This window comes from Amycolatopsis sp. NPDC006131 (genome assembly GCF_040614175.1).
In the GTDB taxonomy this organism is placed as follows: domain Bacteria; phylum Actinomycetota; class Actinomycetes; order Mycobacteriales; family Pseudonocardiaceae; genus Amycolatopsis_E; species Amycolatopsis_E tucumanensis.
In genome coordinates this window covers 39,835-60,710 of the sequence record NZ_JBEXTX010000029.1, presented here as the reverse complement: position 1 = coordinate 60,710, position 20,876 = coordinate 39,835, and the positions used below count along the sequence as shown (strand labels likewise).

General features: G+C 73.0%; 21 protein-coding genes. 8 read left to right on the top strand and 13 right to left on the bottom strand.

All coding sequences use genetic code 11. The features are described 5' to 3' along the window. The first annotated feature begins 49 nt into the window (after positions 1–49). Positions 50–844, top strand: coding sequence for a carbon-nitrogen hydrolase family protein (locus tag ABZ215_RS17575; RefSeq protein ID WP_020421838.1), 795 nt, complete (start codon positions 50–52; stop codon positions 842–844). 32 nt (positions 845–876) lie between these two features. On the opposite strand, the gene ABZ215_RS17570 is transcribed toward ABZ215_RS17575, so the two are convergent. Beyond that, entirely contained in the window at positions 877–1,512 is a 636-nt protein-coding gene (locus ABZ215_RS17570) for a response regulator transcription factor (protein WP_354950289.1), read from the bottom strand. Positions 1,513–1,596: 84 nt separating this feature from the next. On the opposite strand from ABZ215_RS17570, the gene ABZ215_RS17565 reads away from it, so the two are divergent. Beyond that, positions 1,597–2,667, top strand: a complete 1,071-nt coding sequence (locus ABZ215_RS17565) for a type VII secretion protein EccE (RefSeq protein ID WP_354950288.1) — start codon at positions 1,597–1,599, stop codon at positions 2,665–2,667. A 1-nt stretch (position 2,668) separates the two neighbouring features. On the opposite strand, the gene ABZ215_RS17560 is transcribed toward ABZ215_RS17565, so the two are convergent. Beyond that, entirely contained in the window at positions 2,669–3,709 is a 1,041-nt protein-coding gene (locus ABZ215_RS17560) for an ROK family transcriptional regulator (RefSeq protein ID WP_354950287.1), read from the bottom strand. Between the two features lie 93 nt (positions 3,710–3,802). On the opposite strand from ABZ215_RS17560, the gene ABZ215_RS17555 reads away from it, so the two are divergent. Further along, entirely contained in the window at positions 3,803–4,876 is a 1,074-nt protein-coding gene (locus tag ABZ215_RS17555) for a dihydrofolate reductase family protein (RefSeq protein WP_354950286.1), read from the top strand. Here the strand turns inward: ABZ215_RS17555 and ABZ215_RS17550 are convergent. From ABZ215_RS17550 to nadA, 5 genes are read right to left on the bottom strand one after another with little or no spacing between them, the layout of a single operon-like run. Continuing rightward, entirely contained in the window at positions 4,873–5,412 is a 540-nt protein-coding gene (locus tag ABZ215_RS17550) for a hypothetical protein (protein ID WP_354950285.1), read from the bottom strand. The genes ABZ215_RS17555 and ABZ215_RS17550 overlap by 4 nt on opposite strands. Further along, positions 5,397–6,677, bottom strand: coding sequence for an ATP-binding protein (locus ABZ215_RS17545; protein WP_354950284.1), 1,281 nt, complete (start codon positions 6,675–6,677; stop codon positions 5,397–5,399). The genes ABZ215_RS17550 and ABZ215_RS17545 overlap by 16 nt, the downstream gene beginning before the upstream one ends. Positions 6,678–6,737: 60 nt before the next feature. Further along, on the bottom strand, positions 6,738–7,586 hold the full coding sequence (gene nadC / locus ABZ215_RS17540) for a carboxylating nicotinate-nucleotide diphosphorylase (RefSeq protein ID WP_354950283.1): 849 nt from the start codon (positions 7,584–7,586) through the stop codon (positions 6,738–6,740). Next, on the bottom strand, positions 7,583–9,229 hold the full coding sequence (locus ABZ215_RS17535; protein ID WP_354950282.1) for an L-aspartate oxidase: 1,647 nt from the start codon (positions 9,227–9,229) through the stop codon (positions 7,583–7,585). Before ABZ215_RS17535 ends, nadC begins: the two co-directional genes overlap by 4 nt. Then, the gene (gene nadA / locus ABZ215_RS17530) at positions 9,226–10,233 is read right to left on the bottom strand and encodes a quinolinate synthase NadA (RefSeq protein ID WP_354950281.1); all 1,008 of its coding nucleotides are present in this window, start codon (positions 10,231–10,233) and stop codon (positions 9,226–9,228) included. Before nadA ends, ABZ215_RS17535 begins: the two co-directional genes overlap by 4 nt. Positions 10,234–10,343: 110 nt before the next feature. Here nadA and ABZ215_RS17525 point away from each other — a divergent pair, with 110 nt between their 5' ends. The 3 genes from ABZ215_RS17525 to ABZ215_RS17515 all read left to right on the top strand — a co-directional run bounded on the left by ABZ215_RS17525 (position 10,344) and on the right by ABZ215_RS17515 (position 12,236). Then, complete coding sequence (locus ABZ215_RS17525; protein WP_354950280.1) at positions 10,344–10,982, top strand: NUDIX domain-containing protein; 639 nt, start codon at positions 10,344–10,346, stop codon at positions 10,980–10,982. 33 nt (positions 10,983–11,015) lie between these two features. Further along, positions 11,016–11,729, top strand: a complete 714-nt coding sequence (locus ABZ215_RS17520) for an LON peptidase substrate-binding domain-containing protein (protein ID WP_354950279.1) — start codon at positions 11,016–11,018, stop codon at positions 11,727–11,729. 246 nt (positions 11,730–11,975) lie between these two features. After that, entirely contained in the window at positions 11,976–12,236 is a 261-nt protein-coding gene (locus ABZ215_RS17515; RefSeq protein WP_017984038.1) for a WhiB family transcriptional regulator, read from the top strand. Positions 12,237–12,656: 420 nt separating this feature from the next. Here ABZ215_RS17515 and ABZ215_RS17510 read toward each other — a convergent pair whose 3' ends face one another. The 4 genes from ABZ215_RS17510 to ABZ215_RS17495 form a co-directional block, all read right to left on the bottom strand. Then, entirely contained in the window at positions 12,657–13,202 is a 546-nt protein-coding gene (locus tag ABZ215_RS17510; RefSeq protein ID WP_354950295.1) for a DUF2567 domain-containing protein, read from the bottom strand. A gap of 172 nt (positions 13,203–13,374) precedes the next feature. Further along, entirely contained in the window at positions 13,375–14,109 is a 735-nt protein-coding gene (bioD, locus tag ABZ215_RS17505; protein ID WP_354950278.1) for a dethiobiotin synthase, read from the bottom strand. Between the two features lie 38 nt (positions 14,110–14,147). Continuing rightward, entirely contained in the window at positions 14,148–16,460 is a 2,313-nt protein-coding gene (locus ABZ215_RS17500; RefSeq protein ID WP_354950277.1) for a bifunctional SulP family inorganic anion transporter/carbonic anhydrase, read from the bottom strand. A 906-nt stretch (positions 16,461–17,366) separates the two neighbouring features. After that, the gene (locus ABZ215_RS17495; protein ID WP_237338187.1) at positions 17,367–17,993 is read right to left on the bottom strand and encodes a MerR family transcriptional regulator; all 627 of its coding nucleotides are present in this window, start codon (positions 17,991–17,993) and stop codon (positions 17,367–17,369) included. Positions 17,994–18,081: 88 nt separating this feature from the next. Between ABZ215_RS17495 and ABZ215_RS17490 the strand changes: the two genes are divergently transcribed. Then, complete coding sequence (locus ABZ215_RS17490) at positions 18,082–18,483, top strand: hypothetical protein (RefSeq protein WP_354950276.1); 402 nt, start codon at positions 18,082–18,084, stop codon at positions 18,481–18,483. Positions 18,484–18,487: 4 nt separating this feature from the next. Here the strand turns inward: ABZ215_RS17490 and ABZ215_RS17485 are convergent, their stop codons facing one another. Both ABZ215_RS17485 and ABZ215_RS17480 read right to left on the bottom strand, forming a co-directional pair. Next, a complete protein-coding gene (locus ABZ215_RS17485; RefSeq protein WP_354950275.1) occupies positions 18,488–19,708 on the bottom strand; it encodes a cytochrome P450 in 1,221 nt (406 codons plus the stop codon). A gap of 72 nt (positions 19,709–19,780) precedes the next feature. After that, entirely contained in the window at positions 19,781–20,188 is a 408-nt protein-coding gene (locus ABZ215_RS17480) for an SRPBCC domain-containing protein (protein WP_354950274.1), read from the bottom strand. A 62-nt stretch (positions 20,189–20,250) separates the two neighbouring features. On the opposite strand from ABZ215_RS17480, the gene ABZ215_RS17475 reads away from it, so the two are divergent. Further along, positions 20,251–20,874 (top strand): uridine kinase, encoded by a 624-nt coding sequence (locus ABZ215_RS17475; protein WP_354950273.1) that lies wholly within the window; start codon positions 20,251–20,253, stop codon positions 20,872–20,874. Positions 20,875–20,876: the final 2 nt, after the last annotated feature.

Sequence of the window (20,876 nt, the reverse complement as noted above, 5' to 3'; positions counted from 1 at the left end):
GGGTCTAGGGTACGAGTTGGAACGTTGACGACGACCAGGGAGGTAGCCCGTGCTCCGGATCGGCTTGTGCCAGCTCACATCGAGTGCCGAGCCCGCGGAGAACCTCGCCCCGATCCGCGAGGGCGTGGCGCGCGCGGCAGGTGAGGGAGCGCGGGTCGTGGTGTTCCCGGAGGCGGCGATGGCGCGGTTCGGGGTGCCGCTCGGGCCGGTCGCCGAGCCGCTCGACGGGCCGTGGGCCAAGTCGGTCGCCGCGATCGCCGACGAGCACGGCGTGCTGGTGGTGGCCGGGATGTTCACGCCGCACGAGGACGGCCGGGTGCGCAACACCCTGCTCATCACCGGGCTCGGGCACCACACCGGCTACGACAAGATCCACCTCTACGACGCGTTCGGCTTCCGCGAGTCCGACACGGTCGCGCCGGGCACCTCACCGGTGACCGTCGAGGTCGACGGCGTGACGCTGGGCTTCGCGACCTGCTACGACGTGCGGTTCCCGGAGCTGTTCCGGGCGCTGGCCGACCGGGGCGCGTCCGCGGTCGTGCTGCCCACGTCCTGGGGCGCGGGCGAGGGCAAGCGGGACCAGTGGGAGGTGCTGGTGCGGGCGCGGGCGCTCGACTCCGGCTGCTGGGTGCTTGGCTGCGGCCAGGCCGACCCGGCGGCGTCCGGCGTCGAGGTGAACCCGAAGGCGCCGACCGGCATCGGGTACTCGACGGTGGCGGACGGGTTCGGGCGCGTGCACGCCCAGCTGGGCGCGGGGCCGGAGTCGGTCGTCGTGGACATCGACCCGGAGGTCGCGGAGAAGGCCCGCAACGCGACGGGGGCGCTCGCCAACCGGCGGCTCTGACGATCTCGTGGTGAGCCGGGCGGCGCGCCTGGCTAGGCCATGCCCTCCTCGATGGCCAGCCGGGTCAGTTCCGGGCGCCGGCGGCGGCCCGTCTTGTCGCGGATCCGGTCCAGGTACGAGCGGACGGTGCGGACGCTGATCGACATCGCCTCGGCGATGTCGGCGTCCCGCTCCCCCGCGGCGACCAGCGACAGCACCTGCCGCTCGCGGTCGGACAGCACGCTGCCCACCCCGGCCCGCGGGCGCGTCGAGTCGAGCAGGAACGACGCCAGCGTCGGCGACACGTAGGAGTTGCCCGCGGCGATCTCGCGGATCGCGTGCAGGATGTCGTCGCCGTCGGCGTCCTTCGACAGGTACCCCCGCGCGCCCGCCGAGATCGCGCCCAGCACCTCGTCCTGGCCGGCGTGCGCGGACACCACCAGCACCTTGTGCCCCATCCGCACGACCTCCTGCACGGCCTGCGAGTCGGTCACGCCACGCAGCTTGAGGTCCAGCACGACGACGCACCCGGCCGGTTCGTGGCTGCTCGCGAACGCGGCGACGGACTCCGCGACGGCTCCCAGCTCGATGTCCCGCGCCTCGGAGAGCACGTTCGCCACCGCGTAGCGGTACAGCGGGTGGTCCTCGATCACGCCGACCCGGATGGGCCCGCCCTCGCTCGCGGCCATGGGACCTCACTCCCTGTGGGCATTTTTCCCGGCAGCGAATACCGGTTCCCCGTTTATTCTGTACCAGGATCAAGGAGAAGCGAGTTGACCGCTGCCGACGCGGGGGTCTCCGCCGGTGGCGGGACCGCACCCGAAGGACCCCGGCCCCGCCGGTTCACCGTGGCGCCGTTCGTGCTGCCCATCGGGTTCGCCCAGATCGCGGTCTGGGAGTCCGCGCTGGTCGCGACGCTGCTGGCGGTGCACGACGTGCTGCCGGCGAAGCTCGTCGTGATCGTGCTGGCGGTGCTGGTGATCGCCTCCACGTCCGTCCGGTTCGCGGGACGGCACCTGGCAGGCTGGGCGCTGACCTGGGTGTCCTACCGGCTGTTGCAGCACGACGAACGCCGCCAGGCCGCCGACCCGCTGCGCGTGCTCGCCCACGACTTCCGGCTGCGGCAGCACGTCGACCGCGCCGGGAACCGGTTCGGGGTCGCCGGGGTCGGCGACGGCTGGACCACGGTGATCCGGTTGCGCGAGGGCGTGGAGCCGGACGTGGCGAAGGTGCTGGACCTGCTGCGCGCCGCGTGCGACAACCCGGAGATCCCGCTGGCCGGCGCCCAGTTGCTGGTGCGGACGAGCTTCGGCGAGCGGACGTACCTGGTCGCGGTGCGGTACCGGGCGAGCGAGGCGCCGCTGGCGGCGCTGGCCCGCGGCGGCGGTGAGGCGGGCGAGCTGCGGGCGACGACCCGCGCGGCGCTGGCGTTGATGGGCGCGCTCGCGAAGGCCGGGTACGGCAGCACGCTGCTGGAGGCCGGCGAGCTGGCGACGGAGCTGCGCGCCACCCTCGGCGCCGACACGCCGGCGCCGGTGACGGACGGCTGGCGGTCGTGGTCGGCGGGCGGGACCGCGCAGGCCGGGTTCGTCCCGCTGACGCGTGAGGACGTGCCCGTGCTGCTGACGTCGACGGCTCGCGGCGCGGCGCTGACGGTCGCCTCGTTCACGTTGCGCCGCAACCGCTTCGGGCGGCTCGTGGAGGAGGTCACGCTGCGGCTGGCGCGCTACGCCGGGACGCGGCGCCCGCCCCGGACCCGCGACCTGGACGTGCCGGTCGTGCCGCTGTACGGCAGGCACGCCGCCGCGGTGCGGCGCACGCTGCCGCTCGCGTTGCCGGGCTGAGTCACGCCATCAGCGGCGTCGGGTCGGCGAAGATGCCCGCCAGGACGCCGGTGCACGCCGCGACGGCCTGGACGTCCGGGCCGAACCGCGTCACGGTCACCAGGTCGGTGCCGGGCAGGGCGGTCGTCGCCGCGAAGGCGTGCAGCAGGGTCGCCAGGTGTTCCGGGGCGTCGGTGACGTTCTGGCCGCCGAGGACGACCTGGTCCGGGTTGACGACGTCACGCAGGATGGCGACCGCCCGGCCCATCGTCGCGGCGCGTTCGGCCAGCGCGCCCCGGTCGGTCTGGTCGTTGACGGTCGCTTCGAGGCAGCCGGTCCGGCCGCACGCGCAGCGCACGTCGCCGCCGACCGGCAGGTGCGCGACCGACCCGGCCTGGCCCGGGCCGCGGTGCAGCACGCCGTTGACGACGAGCGCCGCGCCGACGACCTGGCGGGCGTAGAAGTACAGCAGGCTCGGGTACTGCTTGCCCTCGCCGAACAGCAGCTCGGCGTGCGCCATCGCGGGCACGTGGCCGTCGACGTGCACCGGCAGGCCCGTCCCGCGCGCCAGCACCGCCTGCGCGGGGGCGCGGTGCCAGCCGAGCCGGTCGTGCGTGATCAGGCCGCGGGCGATGTCGACCTGGCCGCCGGTGGCGAGCCCGAGCCCGACGACCCGCCGCTCCCGCCAGCGCCGCAGGAACGCGCGGACCTTCGCGGCGAGGAACGCCAGCCCGTCCTCGGCGCTGCCCCGCGGCGTCGGGATCTTCTCGCTGCCCACGAGCCGCCCGCGCAGGTCGACGATGCCGAACGTGGTGGTGCGGACGCCGATGTGCACCCCGCACGCGGCGAGCACGCTGTCGTCGATGTCGACCGGCACCCTGGGCCGTCCGACGGCGCCGGCGCGGGCCAGGTCCGGCGCGTCCCGCACCAGCCGGGCCTCGGCGAGCGCGGTGACCTGCCGGCTGACCGTCGGCATGCTCAGCGACGTGAGCTCGGCGATCGCGGCCCGCGACAGCGGGCCTTCCCGCCTGATCGCGCCGAGCACCGCGGCGGCGTTCGACACTGCGCACCCCCCAGGACTTCGTTCCACCGTGCACGAAAATAGCCGACCACGTCAAAGCCGCCCGGCATGCGGGACGGTGGCAGACTCCGGGGGGTGAGCACGCGCCCGTACGTCCTCGCCTCGGCGGCGGTTTCCCTGGACGGCTACCTCGACGACACCAGCGACCGGCGGCTCCTGCTGTCCAACGAGGAGGACTTCGCGCGGGTCGACGACGTGCGTGCCGGGGTGGACGCGATCCTGGTCGGGGCGGGCACGATCCGCACCGACAACCCGCGGCTGCTGGTGCGCTCCGGGCGCGGCAACCCGGCGAAAGTGACGATCACCGGGAGCGGCGACCTCGACCCGTCGGCGAACTTCTTCACGACCGGCGACGTCGAGAAGCTGGTGTACGCCCCGGCCGCGGCGGTGCCGAAGGTGCGGGAGCGGCTGGGCGCGGTGGCGACCGTGGTGGACGGCGGGGACCCGCTCGACCCGCGGCACGTGCTGGCGGACCTGGCCGGCCGCGGGATCGAGCGGCTGATGGTCGAGGGCGGCGGCGCGGTCCACACGATGTTCCTCACCGCGGGCGTGGTGGACGAACTGCAGCTGGCGATCGCGCCGGTGTTCGTGGGCGAGGCGGAGGCGCCGCGGTTCGTCGGGCCCGGCCGGTTCCCGCCGGGACGGCTGCAGCTGACCGAGACGCGCCGCATCGGGGACGTCGTGTTCATGCGGTACCACCTGGGGCAGGCGGCGCGGGACCACCGCAGGTTGCGGGAGGCGATCGAGCTGGCGGAGAAGTGCCCGCCGTCGACGACGTTCCGGGTCGGCGCGATCGTGGTGAACGCCGCCGACGAGGTGCTGGCCACCGGGTACTCGGGCGAGACCGACCCGCACGACCACGCGGAAGAGGTGGCGATCGCCAAACTGGGCGACGCGGACGTCACGGGCGCGACCATCTACTCGTCGCTGGAGCCGTGCAGCTCGCGGGCGTCGCGGGCGGTGTCGTGCACGCGGCACATCCTGGACGCCGGAATCCCGCGGGTGGTGTTCGCCTGGCGCGAGCCGAACCTGTTCGTGGACTGCGTGGGAGCGGAAACCCTGCGCGCGGCGGGCCGCGAGGTGCGCGAACTGCCCGACCTGACACCCCTCGTCAAGGCGACGAACGCGCACCTGCCGCTGGGGGACTAGATAGCGCCCGGCAAGGTGAACAAGAGCCGATCGAGCTGCGGCACCGACTGCCGGAGGCGGTCCTTCCAGTGGCGGTGCCGCTGTCGGAGAACTTCCACATCTGCCGCTTTCGGCAACGGCAGCAGTCGCTCGGTCTCAGGCAGCAGGGCTGTGATGTCAGGTTCGAGCGCCTGTGCGCGCGGACGCGGTCGCGGCCAGCAGCCTCTGGACGCCGCCTGTTGCCAGGACTCGTTCGGGCTGCGGAGGCTCCCCAGCACACGCCCGGCGCGCCGCACGTCTGAAGGTGGCTGCCACGAGCCGGGTTCACCCCGCTCCCGGTACTCTTTCGCGGCGAGGATGTCCCGGAGCACCATGACCGGGAGATCGGCAAGAAGGGGCGCGATGCTCTCCGGAGTGGCGTACGGACCGAGGTTGCGCGCAGTGATGTACGCACTCGTGAGCTCCGCACGGTCCTCGAGGTCAATGCTCCTGGAGTGGAACTCCTCGTCGTATTCCTTGGGTAGAGCACGGCTGAGATCGATTAGCGCGGCACCCACAACGTCACCCGCGTGCCGTGGCCTGGTTTGGAGTCGATTCGGCACCAGCCACCGGCCTCGGTGAGGCGCGCTTTCATCGACGAGCTCACCCCGAAGCCCGCCGGGCGTGCGTCCTCGTCGTAGCCGACTCCGTGGTCCCGGATCACCACCGCGATTCCGCCCTCGTGCTCGGCGAGGCGCATCACGACCTCCCGGGTGCCCGCGTGCTTCAGCGTGTTCCGCAACGCCTCGCGCGCCGCGTCGCGGACCGCCGCTCTCCGGGCCTCCGTCAGGGTGTCGTCGGCCAGGTCGGACAGCGCCAGCTGCGCCCGCAACCCCTCCCGCGCCATCTCCGTCGCCAGCCCGGTCAGCTCCCCCGCGAGCCCCTGGCCGCCACCGCCCGGCGTGCCCAGCCCCCGCCGCAGCTCGGCCGCCTGCGCCCGCGCCTGCGCACGCACCCGGTCCAGCTCGGCGGCCGGATCCCCGCCCCGGTGCATCGCCATCGCTTCGAGCGCCTGCAGCACCGTGTCGTGCAGCGCCCGCTCCGTGCGTGCCCGCTCCCCGGCCACGCCGAGCCGCATCCCGATCGCCAGCGCCAAGCGCGTCGCCACCCCGAGCAGCACCAGCGTCCCGGCCGCCGTCACCACCGCGACCAGCATCGTCCCGGTCCCGCTGACCAGCGGTGGCACCCACATCGACAGCTGCCCGCCGAGCGCGAGCGACCCCACCTGGAACGGCACCCCGAGCACCACCAGCGCGAGCCCGGCCGGCACGCCCCGGCACATCGTCCACAACCCGACCGTCGCGGTCAGGTTCAGGAACGGCACCCACGCCGCGGCCCAGTACAGCTCCGCCGGGGCCGTCGCGCTGACCGCCACGCCCGCCGCGACCGCGAACACCAGATCGGCCGCCAGCAGCAACCCCGTGGTGCGGCCGCTGCGGTCCGGCACGCGCAGCACCCACACCAGCGCGGTCAGGTTCGCCAGCACACCCACCCAGGCGACCACCGTCGCCGAGAGCACGAAACCGTGCGCGGCCACCAGCCACACCCAAGCGATCGGCAGCACCCCGATCCGGTAGACCAGCGGCAGCAGCACCGCGTACCGGGTCGCGCGCAGCATCAGCGAGGAGCGCGGCCCGTCGGTGCTGCTCGCCGCGACGGCGTCCATCCGCTTGAGCGCGGACACCGGCTCCGGATCGTCGATCTCCGCCGGCAGCTCGCCCGGCGTGGACGCCAGCACCCCCGCCCCCTTGCGCAGCAAGGTGAGCAGGAAGTTGCCAGCCATGCCCGTTCCTTCCTCCCCCGGACCCCAGTCATAGCAAGCCGGGGGAGGCCGGAACAAGGTTCAGCGGAGATCCATGCCGAGGTCGAGCGCGGGCGAGGAGTGGGTCAGCGCGCCGACCGCCAGGTAGTCCACGCCGGTCTCGGCGTATGCCCGCGCGTTCGCCAGCTTCAGCCCGCCGGAGGCCTCCAGCCGCGTCTTCGGCGACACCTCGTCCTTGCGGCGCACGGCTTCCGCGCACTGCCCTGGCGTGAAGTTGTCCAGCAGGACCTCGTCGGCGCCCGCGGCCAGCGCCTCGTCGAGCTGGTCGAGCGTGTCGACCTCGACCTCGCACGGCAGCGCCGGCGCGTGCTCCCGGGCCGCGGCCAGGGCGGCGGTGACCGAACCGGCGGCCACCACGTGGTTGTCCTTGATCAGCACCGCGTCGCCGAGGCCCATCCGGTGGTTGACGCCGCCGCCGCAGCGCACCGCGTACTTCTCCAGCAGCCGCAGGCCGGGCAGCGTCTTCCGGGAGTCCCGGATCGCGCAGCCGGTGCCGTCCACAGCGGACATCCACGCGGCCGTCGCGGTCGCCACGCCGGAGAGGTGGCACAGCAGGTTCAGCGCCGTCCGCTCCGCGGTGAGCAGCCCGCGCACCGGTCCCCGCACGACGAGCGCGGGCTTGCCCGCCACGAGCCGGGTGCCGTCCTCGGCGCGGTCGAGCACCTCGTACCCGTCGCCGAGCACCGCGTCGAACACCAGCAGCGCCACCGGCACACCGGCGAGCGTCCCGTCCACGCGCGGGGTGATCTCCGCAGTCGCGGTCGCCGACTCGGGCACCGTGGCGGCGGTCGTCGCGTCCGGTCCGTACCGCAAGTCCTCCGCCAGCGCGATCTCCACGACGCGCCGGGCGTCCTCCAGGTCCAGGTTCATGCCACTTCCTCCGTGCACACGGGGTCGGCCAGCACCGGCTGCCCCGACGGGTTGAGCCGGATCAGCTGACTGCGCTGCCACGTCACGTCGTCCCGGCCGGGGTGGTCGGCGCGGACGTGGCAGCCGCGCGATTCGGTGCGGCGCGCGGCCGCGGCCAGCAACGCCTGCGCCACCAAGGTGAGCGACGCGTTCTCGACGTCCGCGTGGGTCCGGAGTGGACCGTCCGATGTCGACAGATCGAGGACCGCGCCGGCCACCGCCAGCCCCTCGGCGTCCCGCCCGATGGCCGCGTAACGGCTCATCGCGCGCTGCAGCGCGTCCCGCTCAGCCATCCGCACCCGCCCCCACGCGGGTGCCGACGCCTGCTTCGGGTCGGCCAGCAGGCCGGCGGCGAGGTCGGCGGCCACCGCCTCGGCGGCGGCGCGCCCGGTGACCAGGCCTTCCAGCAGGCTGTTGGACGCCAGCCGGTTCGCGCCGTGCAACCCGGTCCGCGCCACCTCGCCGGCCGCGTAGAGGCCGGCGACACCGGTGCGGCCGTCGGTGCCCGCGACGATCCCGCCGCACGCGAAGTGCGCCGCCGGGGTCACCGGGATCGGATCACGCGCCGGGTCGACGCCGATCGCCCGGCAGGCCGCGAAGACCGTCGGGAACCGCTTGGGGAACCCGGGCACGCCGGTCGCGTCGAGGAACACGTGGTCGTCGATCCCGCCGGGTGCCGAGGCGAGCCGCCGCGTGATCGCGCCGGAGACGACGTCGCGCGGCGCCAGGTCGCCAAGCGGGTGCACGCCCTGCATGACGGACGCCCCCGCGCCGTCGACGAGCACCGCGCCCTCGCCGCGCACGGCCTCGGTGACCAGCGGGCACCGGCCGCGGGCGCCTGGCGTGTACAGCACGGTCGGGTGGAACTGCACGAATTCCAGGTCCGCGGCCACCGCACCGGCCCGCAACCCGAGCGCGACACCGTCACCGGTGGCGATCTCCGGGTTCGACGTGGCCTGGTAGAGCTGCCCCATACCGCCGGTGGCGAGCAGCACCGCCGGCGCGCGCAGCACACCCGGCCGCCCCTCCGGGTCGAGCACCGTCACCCCGGCCACGTCGCCCCGCGGCGTGCGCAACGCGTCGACCGCGATGTGCCGCTCCAGCACGGGCAGCCGGCGGCCGGTCGCCTCGGCGACGAGCGTCCGCTCGACCTCGGCCCCGGTCGCGTCACCACCGGCGTGGATCACGCGGAACGCGCTGTGCCCGCCCTCACGGGTGCGGGCGAGCAGCCCGGAGGCGCCCGGGTCGAACCGCGCGCCCACCGACCGCAGCCACGACACGGCACGTGGGCCGTCGGCGAGGATCGCCGCGACCGCATCGGCATCGCACAGCCCGGCACCCGCGATCAACGTGTCGTCGACGTGCCGCGCGACTGAGTCGCCCTCGTCGTGCTGGTCCTCCATGACCACGGCGACGCCGCCCTGCGCCCAGCGGGTGTTGCCGTCCTCGACCGCCGCCTTCGTCACGACCAGCACCCGCAGACCGAGCTCCTGCGCGCGGATCGCCGCGGTCAGCCCGGCGACACCGGTGCCGAGCACCACCAGATCCGCGCGAGCCTCCCAGCAGGCGGTTTTCGTCTGTTCGTCGATAACCCGGCCGGTCATTCGCCGCCGCCGGGCTGCCCGATCTCGATCATCCGCTGCACCGAGGCGCGGGCCCTGGCAGCGATCTCCGGGTCGACGTGCACCTCGTCGGCGCCCTCGCGCAGCGCGCGCAGCAGGGCGGCCGGGGTGATCATCTTCATGTAGGCGCACGACGCCCGGTCGTTCACCGCGCGGAAGTCGATGCCCGGCGCGGCCTTGCGCAGCTGGTGCAGCATGCCCACCTCGGTGGCCACCAGCACCGACTTCGCCTTCGTCGCGCGGGCCTCGTGCACCATGTCCCCAGTGGACAGGATCTTCACCTTGTCCGCGGGCACCGCGCCCTCACCGGCCAGGTAGAGCGCCGAGGTGGCGCAACCGCACTCGGGGTGGATGAACAGGTCCGCGTCCGGGTGGTCGGCCGCACGCTGCGCCAGCTCGGGACCGTTGATCCCGGCGTGCACGTGGCACTCGCCTGCCCAGATGTGCATGTTCTCGCGCCCGGTCTTGCGCTTGACGTGCGCGCCCAGGAACTGGTCCGGACCGAACAGGACCTCGCGATCGGCCGGGATCGAGGCCACCACGTCGACCGCGTTGGACGACGTGCAACAGATGTCCGTCTCCGCCTTGACCTCCGCGGTGGTGTTCACATAGGACACCACGACCGCGCCGGGGTGCTGCGCCTTCCACTCGCGCAGCTGGGCGCCGGTGATGGAGTCGGCGAGCGAGCAGCCGGCGCGGGCGTCGGGGATCAGCACCGTCTTGTCCGGCGACAGGATCTTCGCGGTCTCGGCCATGAAGTGCACGCCGCAGAACACGATGGTCGACGCGTCGCTGGCGGCGGCGATCCGCGACAGCGCGAGGGAGTCCCCCGTGTGGTCGGCGATGTCCTGGATCGCCGGAGCCTGGTAGTTGTGCGCCAGCAGCACGGCATCCCGCTCGCGCGCCAGCTTGCGCACCTCTTCCACCCACGCCTCGTCCGGCTCCACGCCGCCGTACGGGGTCAGGTCCACAGTCGCTGCAGTCATCGGCCCTCCTGGACCAGTCGCTGGTTTTCGCCTTACAATCGAAAACCGTGCGAAGCCATATTAACAGCAGCGCCCCCCTGGCACACGAGGTTTTGGCGGCGGTATTGCAGGTGCGTTGCGCCACACTGCAGGTCCTGCTGTGGCGCCGGGCGCTGGATCCGCACGTCGGGCGGTGGTCGCTGCCCGGCGGGCGGCTGCGGCCGGACGAGGACGTGGAGACCTCGATCCGCCGCCAGCTCGCGGAGAAGGTCGATGTCCGGCAGCTGAGCCACGTCGAGCAGCTGGCGGTGTTCAGCGCACCGGACCGCGTGCCGGGGCCACGCGTGGTCGCCACGGCGTTCCTCGGGCTGGTCCCCTCGGACGTCGACCCCGAGGTCCCCGAGGACACGCGCTGGCACCCGGTGGACGACCTGCCGCGCACCGCGTTCGACCACCGCGACATCGTGCTGCGCGCCCGCGACCGCCTGCGCTCCAAGCTGTCCTACACCAACGTCGGCTTCGCGCTCGCGCCACGCGAGTTCACCATCTCGGCGCTGCGCGAGCTGTACTCGGCCGCGCTGGGTTACAAGGTCGACGCGACGAACCTGCAGCGTGTGCTGGCCCGGCGCGGCCTGCTCTCGCCCACCGGGTACACGGCCGCGCCGGGCCGCAGCGGGGGACGGCCGGCTGCGTTGTTCTCCTTCACCGGGAAGGGCATCCAGGTCACCGACCCGTTCGCGGTGTTCCGCCCACCGCCCAAACGACGTTGAGCGAGAACCACCGGATCGACGTACCGTGTAGCCGTGGATGCGGAGCGGCAGGAAAGAACGACAGAGACCATCCCCCTGTTCCCTCTGCAGACCGTCCTGCTGCCCGGCGCGACGCTGCCGCTGCACCTGTTCGAGCCGCGCTACCGGCAGCTCGCGGTCGACCTGCTGACCGGCACGATCCCGGACCGCCGGTTCGGGATCGTCGCGATCCGGAACTCCGCGGTGCGTGAGGTCGAGCACCTAGACCACGTCCACGGCATCGGCTGCACCGCGCTGCTCGGCGAGAGCGAGCGGCTGCCCGACGGCCGGTTCGACATCATCACCCGCGGCGAGCGCCGCTTCCGCGTGCTGGACATCGACAACAGCCGCGCGCCCTACCTCGTCGGCACCGTCGAATGGGTCGACGACGCCCCGCTGCCGCCTGCCGCCGGACAGGCGGTCGCCGGGCTGCGCGACGCGGCCCTGTCCGCGCACGCGGCGTACTGCGAGGCCGCCTGGCACCGCGACTCGTGGGCGGCGCCGGAATCGGAGACCGGGCCGGGCGCGCTGTCGTACCTGCTCGCCGCCGACTGCCTGCTGCCGCTGGCCGACCGGCAGCAGCTGCTCGAAGAGACCCAGCCGCTGCGCCGGCTGCGGATGGTCAGCCGCATGCTGCGGCGCGAGGCCGGCTTCCTGTCGAAGCTGCGCGCGGTGCCCGCTCCCCCACCCGAGCTGATCCAGCTCGGTCTGCCCGCCAGCCTGAACTGAGACGCTGGCCACAACGTTTCCGCAGGTGAGCGGGAACAACGATCTTCCTGGTACCGTTGGACCTTCGGCGCTGGCAACAGCCCCTGCCACCAGCCCGCCGGATCAAGGTGATTGATCCGAGCCCGGCGTGGCAACCCAGATACCGCAGCAAGAAAAACCAGATGGGCCCTGACGCGTGCCTGTCACCCTTGCTGGTGCCTGGAGCGCCAGCTGAGAAACGAAACGCATGGAAGGAGGCGGCACGCCATGAGCCGCGACGTGATCGACTGGCGTACTCGTGCCGCCTGCCGGGACGAGGACCCTGAGCTGTTCTTCCCCGTGTCCGAAATGGGCCCGGGCGCCCGGCAGGTCGCACGGGCCAAGGCGGTGTGCGCAAGCTGTCCGGTGCGCGCCGAATGCTTGGCCTACGCACTGGACTCCGGTCTCGACAACGGCATCTTCGGCGGCACCACCGAGCAGGAGCGGCGCAGCCTGATCCGCTCCCGCCGGCGCGCCGAGGCGGCCTGAGACAAGCCGAACGGCCGGGACCCCGAGCACGGGGTCCCGGCCGTTTCGCGTTTCCAGGAAGTGTCCGGTAAGTCATCGGAGCCAGAGGATGATGGCGGCCAGCCGGGTCGCGGAACTGTTTCAGCCGGTTGAAACAGCGTTCGACCACGTTGCGCCGCTTGCAGGCCTCAGAGTCGAAGGCGGGAGCGGCAGCAGTTGCGGATCGTCACCGGCCTGGCCTCCAGTGAGCAGCACCCGCAGCGGCAGCCCTGTCGACCGCGAGCGCCTCGACGCCGGGCGCGCAGCCCCTGTTGCTAGCCGCCAGCAGCACGAGGTGCGCCCGTACGACGCCGCCACCGCCGACCCCGACCCGACACCGGCAGCAACGCCTCGATCCGCGCCCACGCCCGCACCACAGCTGGATCAACTACAGGACAGGACCTAGCCCAGCCTGCGGCCGAGGTCGTCGCGGCCGTTCCAGCCGGCGAGCAGGCCGTAGGCCAGCGCGGTGCCCAGCGGCTGGGCCACCAGGACCCACAACGACTCGATGCGCGGCGCCCGTTCGATCACGTCGCCGACCGCCGGCGTGGTCGTGACCGCGTAGGCGCTGTTGGCGAAGGCCACACCCATCTGGACGCCGAGCCAGGCAGCGAGCAGGCCGCCGAGCACCGCGGCGATCAGCACCACGGGCCCGCGCCGCTCGCGCAGCATCCACACCGCGGCCCCGGTGACCACACCCAGGCCGAGGCCCAGCAACGCGTAGATCGCGAGGTCGTCGAAGCGGTGCCAGCTCTCCAGCTGCAACGGGATCAGCTGGCCGCCGTCGAACACGCGCACCCGTTCGGGCGGGGCGAGCACCGACCAGAGCCAGCCGAGCGGGATGCCGAGCACGCCGATCAGCGACAGCAGGCTGACCGCGGGCAGCAGGTCGGCCTTCACGACCACCCGCGGCTGGGGTGGCCGCCGGTGGAACAGCACAGCGGACAGCTCCGGACCGGGTGCTCCCGGCCTGGCCTGCACCGGCGACGAGTCGGCCACCGCACCTCTTTCCGTTGCCGCTTGATCCGCCGCACCGAGATTAGCCGGTCACCCCACCCGTGTACGCACCGTGTCGGCCGCGTCGCCGATCCAGCCGCCGGGTTCACCCGGAGAACGCGGGTCAGGACTGGGCGTTCAGGCCTTTTTCGAACCGTTCGGCGTCGAAGTCGCCGCCGAACCACGGCGACAGCCCGGCGCGCGCGGCCTCCAGGAAGGCGTCGCGGTCCAGCCCGCCCGCACCCTCGGCGAGGGCGCCGAGCAGGGGCGATCCGGCGGCCACCGGCAGGTCGGACACGTTGCACAGGGCGGCCAGGTCCGGCTGCGCGGGCCAGGACCCGATGACGACACCGAGCACGTTGAGACCACGCGCGGTCGCGACCTCGGCTGTGAGGGCCGTCGCGTTGAGGGTGCCGAGCCCGGCCTCGGCGACCACCAGCAGCGGCGCGGACAACGACCACGCGACGTCGGCGAGGGTGCCGCCGTCGGCGTCGAAGCGCACCAGCAGTCCTCCGGCGCCCTCGACCAGCACGAGGTCGTGCGTCTCGGCCAGCTCGCTCGCCGCCCCCGCGGCCTCGGCAGGCCCGACCGGCGCGATGCCGCTGCGCCGCGCCGCGGCCTCCGGGGCGAGCGGGTCGGGGTAACGGCGCAGCTCGCGGGCGGTGACCTCCCCGGCCAGGCGGGTCACCTCGTCGATGTCGCCGGGCTCGCCGGGGGCGACCCCGGTCTGCGCGGGTTTCAGCACGGCCACCTGGCGGCCCTCGGCGCGCGCGAGCGCGGCGAGGGCCGCGGTCACCGCGGTCTTGCCGACGCCGGTTCCGGTCCCGGTCACCACCAGCACGCTCACGGGATCCGACATTAATACCGGCGCCGGCCGGCCGGCTTTCCGGTGTGTGGCTACCCGGTGACCATCGGGTTGCTCTCCTCGGTCCCGTTCACGACGCCGTCGACGCTGTCGGCCGAGACGAAGGCGTTCGCCTTCGGGTCGTACAGGTGCACCCGGGCGGCGCCGACCTCGAAGTACATCCCCACCAGGTCGACCTCGCCGCGGGCCTCGGCGGCCGCGACCGTCGGGTACTCCCGCAGCCGGTCCAGCTGCTGCAGGATGTTGTGCAGCGCCAGCTGGTCGGCCTCGGACGCGGGCAGCGAGTCGCCGATCCGGATCGGCGCGTGCGTCTTCGCCCGCTCCACGCTCGGCGAGGCGTGCCGGAGCCAGGACTCCAGCGCGGGCGCGCCCGCCGGCACGCCACCGAGCAGCGCCTTCATCGCGCCGCACGACGAGTGCCCGCACACCACGATCTCGCGCACCTTGAGCACCCCGACCGCGAACTCGACCGCGGCGCCGATGGACGCGTCCGAACCCGCCGCGCACGTCTCATGGTCCGGCACCAGGTTGCCGATGTTGCGCACAGTGAACAGGTCGCCCGGCCCGCTGCTGGTGATCAGGTTCGGCACGATCCGCGCGTCGCCGCAGGTGATGAACAGCGTCTCCGGGTTCTGCGTGTCGGCCAGCTTGCCCAGGATCGGGCGGACCAGCTCCGAGGTGCGCCGCTCGAACTCGACCATGCCGCGCCGCATCGAACTCTCCCGCGGCTGCCGCTGCTCCGGAACCTCGACCGGCTCCTCCTGCTGGGCCTGCTGCCAGTCGGACCAGGGGGCGAACCAGCGCGGCGCGATCCGCTGGGCCTTGGCCTTGTGCACGGTCGGCTCGCCTGCTTTGCCCCGCTCGAACCAGGGGTGCCCGATCTCGTCCACGATCACCTGGCCGCCGGCCTCCTCGTGGGAGTGCTGCCAGGCCGAGAGCGTGTCGAACGCCGCGTGGTCGAGGTAGTCCACGACGAGTTCGAGGGTCACCGTCGCGCCGCGCGGGATGGTGCCCAGTACCGAGGTCAGGCGCGGGATCGAGAGCGCGGACAACGCCCCCTCGACGACGACGCGCCACTTGTCGCCGTCGCGCTCGGCGTGGATGCCGGACCACAGCAGGCGGCGGAGCATGATCAGCGCGGCAGCGGCGACGCCGATCAGCACACCGGTGAGCAGGTCGATGGCCACGACGCCGAGCAGCGTGATCAGGTAGACCGGCAGGTCACCGTGCCGCAGCACCTGCTTGATGTGGTTGAGGTTGACCAGCTTCGCGCCCACGTGCACCAGCAGGCCGGCGAGCGCGGCCAGCGGGATGTTGCGCAGCAGCCCGGCGAGCACGGCGACGAACAGCAGCACCCAGACGCCGTGCAGGACGGCGGAAACGCGGGTGCGGGCGCCGGTCTGCACGTTGGTCGAACTCCGCACGATCACGCCGGTGACCGGCAGGCCGCCGAGCGCGCCCGAGGTCATGTTGGCCGCGCCCTGGCCGAGCAGCTCGCGGTTGAGGTTCGCGCGCGGGCCGGTGTGCATCTTGTCGACGGCGACGGCGGAGAGCAGGCTCTCGACGCTCGCGACCAGCGCGATGGTGACGACGGCGACGCCGAAGTCGAACCAGCCGGTGTCCGGGAAGTCCGGCGCGAAGCTGATGTCGAGCACGTTCGCCGGGATGTCGACGCGCGGCACCTCCAGGCCGGCGACCAGCGAGAACACGGTGACCGCGACGATCGCGGCGAGCGGACCGGGCACCTTCCGCACCGCGGCGGGGAGCTTGCCCCACACGAGCAGGATGCCGATGGTGATCAGGCCGATCAGGGTGGCGGGGCCGTGCGGGTCGAGGATCTGCGCCGGCAGCTGCAGCAGGTTGTCGATCGGCGAGCTCTGCGCGCTGCCGCCCAGCACGATGTGCAGCTGGGCCAGCACGATCGTGACCCCGATGCCGGCCAGCATGCCGTGCACGATGGCCGGGGACAGGGCGAGCGCGGCGCGCGCGATCCGGCTCAGGCCGAGCAGGATCTGCAGCGCGCCCGCCAGGACGGTGATGGCGCAGGTGGCGGCCCAGCCGAACTCGTTGATGGTCTCCGCCATGATCACCGTCAGGCCCGCGGCGGGGCCGCTGACCTGCAGCGGCGCGCCGCCGAGCGCGCCGGCCACGATGCCGCCGACGATCGCGGCGATCAGCCCGGCGACGATCGGCGCCCCGGAGGCCAGCGCGATGCCCAGCGACAGCGGGATCGCGACGAGGAAGACGACCAGCGAGGCCGGCACGTCGTGGCGGAGGTTGTCCAGCGCGGACCGCCACGAGCGGGGCGGAGCGTGCTCACGCTCCTGAGCAGAGTTGTCAATCATTCACGCCTCCGGTGCGGAAGTGCCCGAACTTGGGGATGAACCGAGGAAGACCGGCCCCAGTGACGGCCTGTAGCACCAGAGATACCGAAAAACGCCCGGGATGTCCGGTATGCAAAGAAAATCTCACGTTTTGTTCACAAAGGGTCATGACTGATGAGTAACGGCGTATTGACGTCAGGCCATCAGTGTGCGTGACACAGGTCACCGAGCAGCTTGATGATCGACACGAAACGTGACTGAGGGTGCACGACGGTGGGCTGAGTGTCCCCGGTCACACTGGATTGGGTGAATTATTCACGGTGGCAGGTATTAGCGCTTCAGACCACCCTCGCGACTGGTCCCCCAGCCGCGCTCGACGCCGTGCGCGGCTGGGGACCGGACCAGGGTGCGGCGGACGCGGGATGACCGCGGGTGAGCGCACGGCTCGGTGCGGCACGTCCGGGGTCCCCCGTCCCCGTGAGCCGGCCCTACCCGGAGAACTGCCGCCGCGAGACCGATCACGGCACCCTCGACGACCGCCTCGGTGGCGCCCCACCCGGTGCGGCACATCCCGGGATCCCCGCCCCCGCGAGCGGCCCCACCCGGACAACTGCCGCCGCGAGACTGACCACCGCACCCTCGACCACCGCCTCGATGGCGCCCCACCCGGCGCGACACATCCCGGGCCTCGTCCCCGTGAGCCGGCCCCACCCGGACAACTGCCGCCGCGAGACCGACCACCGCACCCTCCACCACCGCCACGGCAGCCCCCACCCGGCGCGCACAGCCCGGGATCCCCGTCCCCGCGAGCGGCCCCACCCGGACAACTGCCGCCGCGAGACCGACCACCGCACCCTCCACCACCGCCTCGGTGGCACCCACCCCGGCGCGGCACATCCCGGGTTCCCCCGTCCCCGCGAGCCGGCCCTAGCCGGAGAACTGCCGCCGCGAGACCTCCGCGTGCGCCATGCGCCGCAAAGCTGCGAACAACGCGTCGCCGAGAACAGTGCCGACCACCGCACCCTCGACCACCGCCTCGGTGGCGCCCAGCCGGGCCACCGCCGACACATCCCTCTCGGCGACCGAGGCCGCCGCCTCGGCGTAGCTGTCGAGTTCGTCCAGCACCCACTCGTGCCCGACCTCCCGGAGCGCGCACAGCACACCCACCAGCGACTCGACCACCGGCGATCCGGCGTGCACCTCCCAGCCCCGCCGCCGAGCCACCTCCTCGATGCGGCTCAGCGCCCAGGCGCGGTCGTCGGCCGTCACCTCCGGCTTCGCCACCGGCAGGCCGTGCTGAGCCAGGCCGAGGATGTCGTGCGTCGACGTGGCCGGGTCGTCGATCGCGCTCAGCACCTCGCCGACCGCGGCCACCGACAGGCCGCCGATCTCCAGCAGGGCACGCACCAGTTTCAGCCGCCGCACGTGCGCGGGCCCGTAGCGGGCCTGGTTGGGGCTGGTCAGCTCGCCGGGCGGGAGCAGGCCTTCGCGCTGGTAGTACTTGATCGTCGCGACCGGGACGCCCGACTCCCGGCTCAGCTCCGCCATGCGCATCCGGCGTTCCTCCCTCTGGACACAGCCTCATGGGTAGAGTAGCTTCCCATTTCAGATAGTACAGCTATCCGTTCTGGAGGCGATGAGGATGACCACCCTGTCCCTGCGCTCGTCCACCACCCGGCGGGCCGTGCTGCACTATGCCGAAATGTGGATCGCCATGGGCCTGGGCATGGCGATCCTCGGACCGCTCGTTCGGCTGGGTTTCGACGCGGCGGGCTGGTCGGCGGTCCTGGACCGCACCGACTGGCGGGCGATGATCATGGCGACCGAGATGGCCCTGCCGATGGCCACGTGGATGCGGCTCCGGCGGCACAGCCGGCGCTCGGCGTTCGAGATGACCGTGTGGATGTACGTGCCGTTCGCGGTGCTGCTCGTGCCGTACTGGGCCGGCGTGATCTCCGGCGGCGCGCTGATGGGCATCGGTCACGGCCTGATGGGCGTGGCCATGGCGGTGGTCGTCTACCGGCACCGCCACGACCACCACTGACGCTTCAGCGGACCACCACCGGCAACGTGTTCAGGCCGTGCACGAGCGTGCTCTCCCGCCAGCGGAGCTCGCCCGGGTCGCCGTCGAGCTCGATCACCGGGAAGCGCTCGAGCAGGCGGCCAAGGGCGACCTCCGCTTCGAGCCGGGCGAGCGGCGCCCCGACGCAGTAGTGGATGCCGTGGCCGAAGGCCAGGTGACCACCGGCCGGGCGGGTGACGTCCAGGCGGTCCGGCTCCGGGAACCGCTCGCCGTCGCGGTTGGCGCCCACCAGCGAGACCATCACGAACTCGTTCGCCGGGATCTCCACGTCGCCGATCGGCACCGGTTCCACCGTGAACCGCAGGGTCGCGATGTTGATCGGCCCCTCGAACCGCAGGAACTCCTCGACGGCGCCGGGCAGCAGCGATGGGTCGGCCCGGAGAGCCGCCATCTGGTCCGGGTGCCGCAGCAACGCCAGCACGCTGTTGCCGATCAGGTTGACCGTCGTCTCGTGCCCGGCGACGAGCAGCAGGAACGCCATCGCCACCAGCTCTTCCGGCGACAGCTGGTCACCCTCGTCCGACACGTGCACCAGGTCGGACAGCAGGTCCTGGGTCGGCGCCGCGCGCTTGGCCGCGACCAGCGCCGTGAGGTAGCCGGCCATCGAGCGGGCCGCGGCGTGGAAGTCGTCCTCGGGCCCGGAGTTGAGCAGCGTGTTCGACCACTCGCGGAAGTCGCCGCGCTCCTCCTCCGGGATGCCGAGCAGCTCGCAGATCACCGTGATCGGCAGCGGGTAGGCGAACGCGTCCAGCAGGTCCACCCGGCCGCGCGCGGCCACGGCGTCCAGCAGCTCGTCGGTGATCTGCTCGATGCGCGGCCGCAGGGCGGCGACGGTGCGCGCGGTGAAGGCCTTGTTGACCAGCTTGCGCAGCCGCGTGTGGTCCGGCGGGTCGCTGTTGAGCATGTGGTGGCGCAGCAGGCTGCCCGACGGGTCGTCGCCGCCCGTCCCCCCGGTCGCCGTCAGGCGCATCTGGAACAGCTCCTGCGCCCGGTTGGCGTCCTTGCTCAGCCGCGGGTCCGCGAGCAGTGCCTTGGCCTCCGCGTACCCCGAGACCAGCCAGACCCGCAACCCGCGAGGCATGATCGCGGGCCGGACCGGGCCCTCCTCGCGCAACGCGCGGTAGAGGGCGTGCGGGTCCTGGATGATGTCGTCGTCGAGCTCGATCGGTTCGTCCACCACGCGCATTTCGTGGTCCTCCCAGTGGCGTTCGTGCTCCGGCAAGTCGTCAACGGGCAGCGGGCGCGATTGGTGCCCGGCTCACCGGGCCGCGAGCGCGTCGGCGACCCGGTCCACCACCCCCTTCCAGTGCTCCCGCTGCGCGGCGCGCTCCTCGGCGTCAGCCAGCCATTCCTGGTGGAAGCGCACGACCGTCCGGTCGCCCGACGGCGAAACCGTCACCTGCACCGTCGAGTCGTGGTCCCAGTCCTTCGGCCGCCAGGTCAGCCGGATGCGGTCCAGCTCGCGGTAACTGCGGACCTCGCCGGTCGTGCCGCCGGCCGTCTCGTAGCGCTCCCCCTTGCCACCGGGGACGACGGCGCCGAGCCAGATCTCGGCGCCGGCCCTGCTGGTCAGGAACTCCCAGACGGCGGCGGCCGGGTACGGCAGCGTCCGGGAGACGCCGACCTGCCAGCCCGCGTCGGCGGTCCGGCCCACTTCCTTGGTCATGGGCTCATGATGGCAGGAGGCACCGACAGTTCCGGCCCGGTCATGGGGCACGATGGGAGATCGTGCGGTATCGCCCCATCACCTTCGAACGCCTCGCCGGGGAACTGGCCGAGCGGGTGCTCGTGCTGGACGCGCCGTGGGTGCGGATCGCCGTGGACGGCCCGTCGGGCACCGCGGCACTCGCCGACGCGCTGGTCGACCCGCTGCGGCTCGGCGGCCGCGCGGTGCAGCGCGTGTCCACTGTGGACTTCATGCGGCCCGCGTCGCTGCGCTTCGAGTACGGCAGGGAGAACCCGGACTCCCGCTACTGGTCCTGGCTGGACGAAGGCGCGTTGCGCCGCGAGGTGCTGGACCCGTTGGGGCGCAACGGAAGCGGCGAGGTGCTGCCCGCGCTGTGGGACGCGGCTCGCGACCGCTCGACAAGGTCCGCGCGGGTGCCGCTGCCCGCGCCGGGCGTGCTGGTCGTGGACGGCGAGATGTTGCTCGGGCGTGGCCTGCCGTTCGAGCTGACCGTGCACCTGCAGCTGTCCCCGGGGGCGTTGCGGCGCCGCCTGCCCGAAGACGAGCAGTGGGCGCTGCCCGCGTTCGAGCGGTACGAGGAAGAGGTGCGGCCCGCGGAGATAGCCGACGTGGTGGTGCGCGCCGACGACCCGCGGCACCCGGCAGTGCTGGAGCGGACCGCGTGACG